This window comes from Plebeiibacterium sediminum (assembly GCF_026013605.1).
In the GTDB taxonomy this organism is placed as follows: domain Bacteria; phylum Bacteroidota; class Bacteroidia; order Bacteroidales; family Marinilabiliaceae; genus Saccharicrinis; species Saccharicrinis sediminus.
This window is the reverse complement of record NZ_JAPDPJ010000030.1, coordinates 1-13,355: the sequence shown is the minus strand read 5'-3', so window position 1 is coordinate 13,355 and position 13,355 is coordinate 1. Positions and strand designations below refer to the sequence as shown.

Below are 13,355 nucleotides of genomic sequence, written 5' to 3'. Positions count from 1 at the left end.
TAATTAATTTAAAGTATTAGGATAAGAAACTGAAATAGCTGTTCCCTGTTTGGGACGACTATCAATTTTTAAACTACCATTGTTCAATTTAATAAAATCTTTAATTAATTGAAAACCTAATCCTGTTCCTTTTTCCTGATTGGTGCCATTAGATGTATAACTTTCATTTTGAACAAATATCTTTTGTATTACCTCTTCAGACATACCTATACCCTGATCTATAACTGAAATTACATAGCTTCCATTTTGTTTCCGTGTAATAACCCTTATTATCCCCTTTTCGGGGCTAAATTTAATGGCATTAGAAAGTAGATTTCGTATAACTGTTTTTGTTGTAGCTTCATCAACATGTACGTAGCAATTATCAAGCAAATTCAAATCTATTATTATACTTTTATTCTCTGCAACAGGTTTAAGTACCTGAACAGTTTCTAAAACTAAAATATTTAAGTCTGTTTCATTATGATCTAATTTTATGATTCCACCTTGATAACGTGTCCATGTCAATAAATTATCAAGTAAATCATATGTATCATTAGTGCTTTTATCCAAATGATCAATTATCTCACGAAACTCTCTACTATCCGGTTTAATATAGTTATCCTTTAATGCCGAAATCGTAAATTTTATATTATGGAATGGAGCTTTTATATCATGTGCAATTATACTGTATAATTTATCTCGTGTTTGAATCATTTCATTAATTTTCATTTTACTATGATACAACTCAATATGCGTTTTAACCCTTGCGATTAATTCTTCATGTTGAAAAGGTTTTGTTATATAATCAATTCCACCTGCTTTAAAAGCTTTTACCAGATCATCAGTTTGGGTTCTGGCTGTTAAAAATACAATTGGAATCTCTCTCCATTTAGACTGTGCTTTAATTCTTCTACAGGTTTCAATACCATCCATTTCAGGCATCATTATATCTAAAAGTATTAAGTCTGGAATTTGAATTTCCAACTGCTTTAATGCATCAATTCCACTTTGTGCCAGACCTATTTTATAACCTTCATCTTTTAAAATACTAGTAGTTACCTTTAAATTGAATAGATTATCATCTACAATTAAAATGTTTGGTTCTTTGGGGTTTTGCATATATGGTAAGAATTAAGTCTGTTATTATATTATAGTAATTGTATACTTAATTTATTTGTAGAAGGTTATAAATTATTTGATTTTTTATAGCAAAACTTTATACGTATGTATATATATTATATAAAAACGTCTTAACTAGTATATACTTAATTGCACTTACGGATCTCATTACTGCATAATTTAATCCAACCTAAAAATTATGGAGATGCATTTTTCTTGATACAAAATTTTGTTGCCAATAAATTGTTGTCAGCGTACATTACTAATTACAAAAAGGAAAAACGTTTTGACGAAAAATAAGTTTGGTCCTGGTCAAGCACCGGTATATAAATTTAATTAGGGTCACATTGAATAAATATAAATAAAGGAAAAATTTTATTAGTAAAATAAGATAAAGATTTCTTCATTTAATTAAATCAATTTATTAACTTGATAATCAGTTTTTAATTAACTGACAATTAAAAATTTAATTTATAGAGTTAATGCTATACATTTTTAACCTAACACAAAAAATGAGATCTTAATGAAGCATAATAAAACCTATGAAGATAAAAATGATATACTTATCAATGCCCTGCAAGAAATAATTAGAGCCAAAAATAATATTGATCTGCAAAATATAATTCTTAATACTGCGCGTAAACTTTCCAATTCTGATGTGGTTAATTATGTTGTGACAGAAAATAATTTCTGCAACTATATCGCAGAAAACTCTAATGAACGCATATTAAGAGGTAAAAAATTCCCTCTTGATAGTAGTATATGTGGCTGGTCTATACTAAAAAAAACAATCATTGTTATTGATGATATTAGTCAAGACAATACAGTTAAACAGAATGAATATAAAAATACATCTCTAAAAAGTCTCATAATCCTTCCCATAGGACTTGATTTACCGAAGGCTGCCATTGCTATTTGTTGGAAAGAAAAAAACATAGCCACATCAATAAATTTAAATCTTTTACAAATATTAACTGAAAGTGCATTTAATGCACTTAAAAATATTAAATATACAGAGACTCTAAATAATACAATTAATTCACTAAATAAAGAATTCAAGGGTACCACTTCTTCTTTTAATACTTTTAAAAAATCAGAAGAGATTGTTGGTCACAACGCAATAACCTTTAAAAAGATTTTTGAACATTCAAATATAGGGATTGCAATTACTGATCCTAATGGTAATATTATAAATGTAAATAAAGAATTTACTAAAATCATTGGGTACTCTCAAAGTAAACTTCTAAAAATGAATTTTGCAGAATTTACATATTCTGAAGATTTAGACATTGAAATAGACATGATTAATCAGTTACTATGTAATAAAATTGATAATTATAGAATTCATAAAAGATATTTTAATAGAAAAGGTGAAATAATTTGGGTTGACATTGCGGTTTCCTGTCTTAGAGATACTAATAATCAAATTGATTTATTGTATGCAATGATAATGGATATTACCGATAAGAAGAAAGCTGAACAGCGTTTTTTAAATACACTGGACAACATGCAAGAAGGCTGCCAAATAATTGATTATAAATGGAACTACACCTATTTAAATCACACAGCAGAACTTCATAATAGAAGACCTAATAATGAATTAATTGGTCAGAATTACCAGAATATGTGGCCTGGTATTGAAAATACAAAGGCTTACCAGCTTATAAAAGATTGTATGGAAAATAGAAATTCTCATTTTTATGAAAACGAGTTTACTTATCCAGACAATTCAGTTGGCTGGTTTGAACTTACTATTGAACCAATATCTGAAGGTGTATTGATACTATCTATTGACATCACAAATATAAAACAAGCTACACTAAAAGCTTCAGAAAATATGGATCGCCTGATTAATGCCCAACGTATAGCTAAAATGGGTGATTTTACACTTATTGTTGAAACAGGTGAAATTACATGGTCAAAAGCTCTGTTTGAATTGCTAGGATATGACAATAGTACCAAAATTAATTATGAAAATGTAAATAAAAACATTCACCACCCTGATGATGAAGATAAAATCAATAACTGGATAAATAGTTGCGTCCAATTAGATACAGATATTTTAACGCCTAATGAATATCGTTTAATTAAAAAAGACGGGAATATTATATATGTTAGAGTTCAAGGTCATATAATTAGGAATGAATCTGACCCTATTACAATATTTGGTACAGTTCAAGATATTACAGAACAAAAAATAATTGAAACAAATCAAAAACTTACTAAAAATATATTAGACACACTTAATAGTACTAATGATACTAAACTAATGGTTAATTCTATTGTTAAAGTAATTCATGAATTTAAAGACATTGAAGCTGTTGGTATAAGAATAAAAAAAGGTAGCTATTATCCTTTTTACGGCTCAATTGGATATAATGATGACTTTATAAATAACAAAAAGCATTTTTGTAATGTGGATAGTGACAAATCCAAAGACTTTAAATGTATATGTCAAAATATAATAGAAAAAAAAGATAGCATTTTGCAATTAAACTATACTGAAAGTGGTTGTTTTTTGTCAAATGATATTTCATTGTTATTTAACAACATAAAAGACAAAACAAACCTTTTACTTAAAAACAGTAGGTGTTATAATGCAGGATATAGATCACTAGCTATTATTCCTATAAAGGTATCAAATGAAATTATTGGTTTAATACAATTAAATGATCATCGTGAAAATATTTTTGCACAAGAATCTATATCAATTTATGAAGAAATAGCATCTAATTTAGGAGTAGCATTATCCAGAAACCAAGCAAAAGAATTATTAAAAAAGAATGAAATACTTTTAAAAGAAACCGGCAAACTAGCTAAAGTTGGCGGATGGGAGTTTGATATTGAAACAGGAGAAGGAACCTGGACTGAAGCTGTTGCTAAAATTCATGAATTTGATATTAATGACAATATAAATAAAAAGATAGGATTAAGCTACTATAAAGGAGAATATTATAATTTAATCAATAATGCAATTGCTAATGCCATAAATAATTTTCAACCCTACGATCTTGAATTAAAATTGACAACTCATAGAGGTTCGCAAAAATGGGTGCATACGATAGGTATTCCTGAAGTAAAAAATGGAAAGGTTGTTAAAATTTCAGGTTCAATGCAAGATATAACTGATAAAAAACAGGCAGAAATAGCTTTAAAAGAAAATGAAGAGAAATATAGAAATCTATTTATGTATTCGCCTGATGCCATATTTATTAATCAAAATGATAAGATTTTGTTAGTTAATGAGGCAATGCTTCATCTTATGAAAGTTAATGATGAAAATTTATTGGTTGGTATGAATCCTAAAGAATTATTTCAAGCTAAAAACTTTAATAGTGAAAGGTTTACATCAACTAAAAGATCATCAAAACAACCTGTATTTGAAGATCTTATTATTGATAAAAAGGGAAACATAAGAGATGTAGAAATACATCAATCTGTTTTTAAGATTGGTGAAGTTGTTGCAAACCATGTTATTTTGAGAGATATAACTAAAAAGAAAGAAATTGAAAAAGAAATTGAAAATCACAAGAAGAATCTTGAAAACCTGGTAAAACAACGTACTCTGGAATTATACCATTCAGAAGAAAAATACAGGGGACTCTATGAAACAGTAAAGGATGGTATTGTACGTACTGACCTCAAAGGGGCTATAATTGAATGTAATCCTGAATTTAGAAATATGTTAGGATACAGTTTTGATGAAATTACACAATTAACAATATGGGATCTAACCCCACCTAAATGGATATCTCCCAAAAAAGATATTATCAATAATGAAGTTTTTGTGAATGGGTATTCTGACGCTTTAGATAAAGAGTTTCTACATAAAAACGGGACATTTATTGCTGTTTCGGAGAGAATCAGATTAGAAAAAGATTCCGATATGAATCCGATTGGAATGTGGAGTATTGTTCGAGATATAACAAAACGAAAGGAAACTGAAAATGCCATAATCAATCTGAATTATCAACTTAAAGAAAGACAAATTGCACTTGAAAATTCCAACAAAGAGTTAGAAGCTTTTAGTTACTCTGTTAGTCATGATTTACGAGCCCCTTTAAGAGCTATTACTGGTTTTACAAAAATTCTTATTGAAGATTACTCAGAGTTATTAGATGATGAAGCAAAAAGAATATGTAATGTAATTGATGAAAGTGCAACTAACATGGGTAAATTAATTGATGATTTACTTTCTTTTTCCAGATTGGGAAGACATGACATGCAATATTCTACTATTAATATGAAAAATTTGGCTTTGTTAAGTTTTAAGGAAATTTGTCCACCTGAATTACTTGATAAAACTGATATTACAATTGAAAATATTCCTTCAATATCAGCAGATCCACATATGATTCTATTAGTATGGAATAACCTACTTTCAAATGCTATAAAATATTCATCAAAACAAGAATGTATAAATATTCAAATTTCTTCAACTATACAGGCTAATTCCATTACATATTTTATAAAAGACAATGGTGTTGGTTTTAATATGAAATATAAAGATAAATTATTTGGTGTATTTCAGCGCCTACACAAATCCACAGATTTTGAAGGAACTGGAGTAGGATTAGCTCTAGTTCAACGAATCATTAAACGACACAATGGAACTATTTGGGCTGAATCTGAATTATCAAAAGGAGCAACGTTTTATTTTAAATTACCTATACTAAATCAATATACTAATTAAACAATACTATGAAATACAAAGAATGTGAAATACTAATAATAGAAGATAATCCAAATGATGCCGAACTAATTGTGAGATCACTAAAAAAAAATAATCTTCTAAATAATATTAATGTAATATACGATGGCGAGGATGCAATGGAGTATTTATTTAATAGTAAAAATACTGATGATAAAATACTTTTTGACCCTCCCAAAGTTATTTTACTAGATCTCAAACTACCAAAAGTAAGTGGGCTTGAAATACTTGAAGCAATAAAATCAGATCAAATTTTACAAAAAATACCTGTTGTTGTTGTAACTTCATCAAAAGAAGATCCAGATATTGATCGTGCATATAAATTAGGAGTAAACAGCTATGTTGTAAAACCAATTAACTTCAATGAATTTGTAGACAAATTAAGTCAAATTGGTATATACTGGCTTGCAATAAATGAAAAACCAAAATCATATTCTAATACAACTCTTAAATGAAACCAATAACCAAAGTATTAATTATTGAGGACAATTGTATTGATGCAGAGTTAGCAAAAAGAGAAATTGAAAAAACACTATCCAACACAGAAATTTCGCTTATTGATACTGAGAATGAATTACGCGTAGCCTTGACTAAAGATAAACCGGACATCATTGTTTCAGATTATAATATGCCAAATTTTGACGGACTGAGTGCTCTTCGAATAACACGACATTTATCTGCATTTATTCCTTTTATTATACTAACTGGCTCTGTTAATGAAGACACTGCGGTGTTATGTATGAAATCAGGAGCAGACGACTATGTTCTGAAAGAGTATATTAAACGCTTAGGTCCAGCCATAAAAGGAGCTATAAAGAGTAAAAAACTTGAAAAAGAGCACCATTTAGCAGTATTTAGATTAAAAGAAAGTGAAGCTAAATTTCGAACTATTACAGAACACTCTGCCGATACTATTATTATAGTAGATATAAATGAAAATTTTATATATGTAAATAATAAATGCTGTATTGAAATTGGGTTTACAAAAAAAGAATTTGCAAACATGCATTTTTATGATCTATTTTCGAAAGAACATAAGAATGTTTATGATGATTTTTTCCGAACACTCAAAAATGGAGGATCTATATCAAAAGAACTTATAATAGAGAGAAAAGATGGCACATCATTCCCTTCTGAAATGAATGCTATTGTTCTTCCTGACGGAACTATTTACATGAGTGGAAGGGATATTACCCAAAGAAAACTCCAAGAAGAGGAGCTGAACAACCATCGCTCACATCTTGAAAATATGATTCAAATCAGAACTAATGAATTGGCTGAAGCTAAAAATATAGCTGAAGCTGCAACAAAAGCAAAAAGTGAATTTTTGGCAAATATGAGTCATGAAATTCGGACTCCAATGAATGCTCTACTGGGCTATTCAGAATTATTAGAATCAATGGTTAAAGAGGAAGTACAGCAAGACTATTTAAAATCGATCAGAACCAGCGCAAAAAGTCTTCTTTCTCTAATTAATGATATTCTCGATTTATCAAAAATTGAGGCAGGAAGAATTGAGCTTAATTACGAATTTGTTGGTTTAAATATTGTAATAAATGAAATTGAAAATATTTTTAGATTAAAATGTGCCAATGAAAATATTGAGCTCGTTATGAACATATCACCAAACTTACCTGATGGTATATTTATCGATGAATTAAAACTCAAACAGATTATCATAAATCTAATGGGTAATGCGGTTAAATTTACTAACCATGGATATATAAAATTGTCTGTATATACACAAAATCCAGAATCTATTATTTTGTCAGAAAATTCTTTTAACTATTGCGACCTCATCATTGAAATAACAGATACAGGTATAGGTATTCCGGAAGATTCAATTCATAAAATATTTGAACCCTTTCATCAACAACAAGCAAAAAACTCTAAAAAAACTAAAGGAACAGGCCTTGGTCTATCAATTACAAAAAACTTAGTCGATTTAATGGGAGGAAATATTACTGTTAACTCAAAAGTAGGAAAAGGTAGTACATTTAAATTAGTATTTCCTGAAAAGCCATTTATAGAAGAAATGACAAGCTTTGAAAAGAAGAATCAATTAGATACACACAACATAAATTTTGATGAAAATACCATACTTGTAATTGATGATATGAAACAAAACCGCAATATTATCGCGGATGCACTTTTGAATTCTAATTTAAAAGTATATGAAGCTGAAAATGGTATTGAAGGTTACAGTATAGCTCAAAAAATACATCCTTCTTTAATAATTACAGATATCAAAATGCCAGATATGAGCGGTTTTGATTTACTTTTAAAATTACACTCTAACACAAAATTAAAAAACATACCTGTTATAGCCTATTCTGCTTCTGCCATGAAAGATCAAATAGATAAAATGATAGAAAGTGAATTTTCAGGTATATTATTAAAACCAATAGAAGTTAGCCAATTATATACTATTTTAATGAATAATCTTCCTTATACAATTATTAATCAATCTATTGAAAATACTAATAAAGATCAAATAGGAAGTGATAGCAATAAAATAGAAAATTTATCAGAATTCATTTTCAAACTAAAAGGAGAGCCTTTTCAATTATGGGATGAACTACAAACTCTTAAGCCAATGAATAAAGTAATAGAATTTGGTAAATTAATAGTTGATCTATCATTAGATTACAAAGTAGGTTTTATGGAGGATTATGGCAATGAATTAATTGATGCAGGAAATCAATATAATATCAGTAATATTCTTAAACTCTTAGATAAATTTCCTGTAATTATTAATAATTTAGAAAATAAATCTAATAAGATTTAGATATATTGACTTGATAACAAGACTCACGTATACTTTTAAACATCAGAAAAATTAGTATACTCCAACCCAAATTAAGTTACAAAAATAGTTTATGGTTCATTCTTAATTTTGTAAGTTTCTTTGAAAAATATAAAATATTAACCCAGAATTCTAATAAAAAGAATTATAACAACTAGATAAACATATTAATTTACTTATCTAGTTTTTTCTTAATTCATCGTTTATTATATTTAATAATTCATGAAACTCTGATAAGCTATTTATGATATACTCAATATCAAATATTTCGCATGCTTTCAATAATCCATTACCATATAATATAAAATGATCTATTTTAAAAGTTTTACCAATATCTATATTATCAACAGCAAATGATTTCACATCCTCCATTGCCTGCCTTTCCTTAAGTTTTTTATGCTTTTGTAACATTGTTTTTAGTTCCGCTCTTAACTTATTTCGTTTTTCAACACTCATATTTTTTTCAAAAAAAACATTATTTGCAACAATTTCTTTATTCTTATCATTATTATTTAAAGCCTGATGAGGTAAATATTTAATTAATTCATTAATCAACACTTCCTCCCTGATTGGTTTTGTAATAAAAGCTGAAAAAATTGAAAGTTGATCCTTATTAAATCTATTTTTTGTTGCTGATGCCGTATAAGCAAATACCGGAATTTTTCTATCTGTTAACCTATATATTTTATCTACCAATTCAAGTCCACTCATATCTGGCATTTGTATATCGGTAATAACTAAATCTATTTCTTTTTCTTTTAATAACCTAAGAGCATCAAATCCATTTGAGCATGAAAATATCTGAAGTTGCCTTTCTTCAAGTAAATCCTTAATCAACTCTCTATTATCTGGAATATCATCAACCACTAAAATAGTAGAATTTTTAAATTCAATATTTTCTTGAAGTCTATTATCTTCATCAGACTTTACAATTGAATTATTACTACATGTTATATTTTTGAATTCTATTATAAAATCAGAACCTTTTCCGGGTTGACTTTGAACAGTAATGTCTCCTCCCATTTGTAATATGAGATTTTTTGTTATTGTCAATCCCAGCCCCGTACCTCCATATTTACGAATATCCTGACCATCAACCTGATGAAAAGAATTAAATATTTCTTTCTGATTTTCTGATGCAATACCAATACCTGTGTCTGCAACTATTATTTTTAAATAATAAGTAGAACCTGTAATTAATTCTGCACTAACTTTTAGCTCTACCCCTCCTTCTTCTGTAAACTTAATAGCATTACCTAACAAATTTGTTATTGCTTGCTGTAATCTTAATTCATCGGTTACAACATAAAGAGGAACATTATCATCTACCTTTATTTTAAAACCGAGATTTTTATCTCGAAGTTTATAGTTAAATATTGTTTTCATTTCATGAATAAGATTGCGTATAGCAACATATCCAAAGTCAAATTCTAACTTCCCGGCTTCAATTTTTGCGAGATCCAGAATATCATCAATTAATGATAATAAAAGCTTACTATTTGTATTTATATAATTAAGGTATTTTCTTTGGACCTCATCATCGATCTGTCTTGATAGTATACTCAAATAACCAAAAATACTATTCATTGGCGTACGAATTTCATGACTCATATTAGATAGAAATTCTGATTTTGACCTATTTGCTAATATGGCACTTTCCTTCGCTTCTATAAGCTGTTCTTTTAATTTAATTTCCTCATTAATATCTGAAAAAATACCAATAATTTTGGATACTTTTTGATCTTTTACTTCGGCAGCTGCATAAACTTTAATCCAGATGTACTGACCTTCTCTATTCCGAATTCGATGGGCATGCTCATATTGTTCATTTTCCATTGATATCAGACTGCTTAAATCCCGAATAATTTTTTCTTTATCATCTGGATGTATTATGCTATTCCATATATCTGATGTAATTTCTTTGTTTTTATCTAAACCGAGAATTTCATATCCGACTGACGAAAAGTATTTTGTATCATTTTCCTGATCAATAATCCAATATGCCAAACCATTCTTTTCTAAAGCCAATCTTAATAGACTCTCATTTTCTTCAAGTTTCTCTAAAGTTCTTTCTAAAATTTTTGTTTTTTCAATAAGTGCACGATCATTTTTCCTTATTCTAAATGAGGCTGGAATTATGACAATAAGAAACATTGCAAATAGCAATAAGAATAATTTAATAACCAAACTTTTATTTTCTTCATTTATACTATAGATAATATCCTCTGAAGAATATTGAAATAGTCCTGTGGCTGTATGTAAATATGGTAAGATGTCATTAGACTCTTGAATTATTCTTTTACCATATAATTCCTTGTTTTTCGTATTGAGATAATTTCGTATATCTTTTATAAAAAGATTAACTCGACTATCCAAAATTGTGGGTTGAGTAAAATAAAACATACTTAATGTATCATTCATCAAACCGGTCGTTAAAAACTTATGATTCTCCTGAAATTCATCAACGAGCTCCTTTACTTCTAAATAATTTGGATGTGTCTGATCTTTCTGTTTTAAAACTATTAATGCAATACGTTGAGAAAGCATACGTTGCTTTCCTGCAATATTGATATATCTGGCATACTTCTTTTGTGAATTAAAAATCTGATTCTGGTGACTTGAAGCAAGTATAATTCCTACTGCTAGTGAAATTATTAATATAAAAAAACTAATTAATACAATTATATAATTTGGAATACTTCTAAATAATTTATCAATCATAAAAAGGGCGGTTAATGTTTTTAGTTACTTTTTTAAATCATTTTTAAAGAATTATTTGTTATTTAAAATATATGAAAAAGTAAATAATAATACAAACTTTAACTATTTGATTTTACTAGCTTTGACCAATCACTCCAAACACATCAAAAGTGGCAAACAACTCATCTTGTTTGTCGCTTGATTTGTAATCAATCCTTCACACATCCCGGTATTTTCACTTCACTACATTACACTCAAAAACCTCCTTTTAGATAACAGCACTTACCATCGAATATTTACAGCACGCTTGGTCAATGGCAATAGCTGTTTATACCCACACACAATTCCTCATCCAAAAATCTATTTAATCCATGTTTGCCACTTCCCTACCCTTCTGGTGCTGTTTTCGTCATACCTTTTGCCCTATTGGCGCTCAATTAACAACTATTGCTGGCGCTTGATTTGTAATCAGCGCCATACACACATTCGGTATTTAAGTCATTCCACTGTTCGTACCTCACAACTAAAAATGCCTTAAACCCCTCACCCCAGGTAACCTGGGGCATCCATAGCCTTTAATCCTTTCTCATAAATAGTTTTGGTCGTACCTCACTTCAACATATTTACTCCAAAGTTTTAAAAGCTGTACCCAGGCAAAAGCAACGCCAAAAACAGCACCCCAAAGCTACAATAACATAATGCGTCCCTATACAACTTGCCTATCTTAAAATCTAATCCGCTTGTTTCTCCGCTTGATCGGTTGCAAAAATGAGTAACTACAGACCCAAATATGAAATTGGAGATATCATTAGGCAACATAAACAAGTGGTAATTGAGGCCGGGTATTTAAATGCTCATAAGAAAAAGGTGTTTACAAATCTGGCCAATTGCAAAACTGCTGTGCTTGGTTATCATCAGGACAAATGCGATAATCCTGAGTGTAGTTACGAACATTACTCTTACAACGGTTACAGAAACAGGCATTTTCCTAAATGCAATGGACTCAAAAAAGAAAAATGGCTGATAGACCGAGAAGCAGATCTTTTTGCCCATTAAATATTTTCAGCGCTTTAAATACTCACCTGCTGTTACCCTGCTATGATACACCTTCGATACAAGTTCGCAATTCTTCACCTTTTTAATGCAGGTTCTATGCAAGTTCTTCGCACTCTTAGGGCGAAGAACTTGCATAGAACCTGTGTAGCGCCTGTGGAGATCTGCGAACGCGTTCCATACAAAGTCCGTAGCAAATGCATACAGAATGCGAAGACGGTGCATACAAAGTGCATAGGTTTTGCGAAGACGGTGCGAAGAATTGCGAACAAGGTGCGAAGAAAAGCACCCAAAAAGTGTAAAAATGGCCAAAATCGGAATCCAAAACAGTCGTTTTTGCCAAAAAGTGGAATCCAAAACCATCATTTTTGGCTAAAAATGGAATTCTGGAGCTTTATGGGGGGTAAATCGAATTACAAATTCAAACACTAAAAACCACATACATCTATATATCAACATATTACAACAGCAAAAAGTAACAGTAAAATTACTGTTATTTTTTCAACGCACTTTTCAATATACTTTAGTACTAACGATAACGGAAAAAGGAAAAAGCAGAAAGGAACAAAGAAATTTACAGCTTGAAATAACATTTCAACAAATAAGCAAATTAACAATAAAACCATCAGCCGATACCATGTTTAACCCGGGCTCTGTTATCTGGTCAAATACAGGAAATATATCTTGAGTGGAGGCATACTCCAAAAGTCTTTATTAGCTACTTACAATCGGCTATAGCTAATGGCTACATCACTTTAAAGGGGAATACAGATATGAAACCGATCATTGAATTTATATCTACTTTTATAAAAGTAAAAAACAATACAATTCATAAAATGTATCTGTGGATTCACTACTCTCCTATTTTAAGAAAGCCAGCACAGGTGAGTTATAACCTCAGTTCGATTCTAAAATAAGGCTAATTGATCAGACTTAATTTGCTCAACTTTAATAGCAGGTTTCTTTGGAAAAAATGAATAGGCT

General features: G+C 29.3%; 5 protein-coding genes and 1 pseudogene. 4 read left to right on the top strand and 2 right to left on the bottom strand.

The features are described from left to right. Positions 1–3: 3 nt before the first annotated feature. Positions 4–1,101, bottom strand: a complete 1,098-nt coding sequence (locus OM075_RS13350) for a hybrid sensor histidine kinase/response regulator (protein WP_301191025.1) — start codon at positions 1,099–1,101, stop codon at positions 4–6. Positions 1,102–1,624: 523 nt separating this feature from the next. Between OM075_RS13350 and OM075_RS13345 the strand changes: the two genes are divergently transcribed. The 3 genes from OM075_RS13345 to OM075_RS13335 are packed head-to-tail and all read left to right on the top strand — an operon-like array spanning position 1,625 to position 8,600. After that, the gene (locus tag OM075_RS13345; RefSeq protein ID WP_301191024.1) at positions 1,625–5,794 is read left to right on the top strand and encodes a PAS domain S-box protein; all 4,170 of its coding nucleotides are present in this window, start codon (positions 1,625–1,627) and stop codon (positions 5,792–5,794) included. A gap of 8 nt (positions 5,795–5,802) precedes the next feature. Beyond that, positions 5,803–6,267 (top strand): response regulator, encoded by a 465-nt coding sequence (locus OM075_RS13340; protein WP_301191023.1) that lies wholly within the window; start codon positions 5,803–5,805, stop codon positions 6,265–6,267. Then, complete coding sequence (locus OM075_RS13335; RefSeq protein ID WP_301191022.1) at positions 6,264–8,600, top strand: response regulator; 2,337 nt, start codon at positions 6,264–6,266, stop codon at positions 8,598–8,600. Before OM075_RS13340 ends, OM075_RS13335 begins: the two co-directional genes overlap by 4 nt. Before the next feature lie 198 nt (positions 8,601–8,798). Here the strand turns inward: OM075_RS13335 and OM075_RS13330 are convergent, their stop codons facing one another. Further along, positions 8,799–11,339 (bottom strand): ATP-binding protein, encoded by a 2,541-nt coding sequence (locus OM075_RS13330; RefSeq protein WP_301191021.1) that lies wholly within the window; start codon positions 11,337–11,339, stop codon positions 8,799–8,801. Between the two features lie 747 nt (positions 11,340–12,086). On the opposite strand from OM075_RS13330, the pseudogene OM075_RS13325 reads away from it, so the two are divergent. Further along, positions 12,087–12,381, top strand: a pseudogene (locus tag OM075_RS13325) (transposase zinc-binding domain-containing protein); the annotation flags it as partial. Positions 12,382–13,355: the final 974 nt, after the last annotated feature.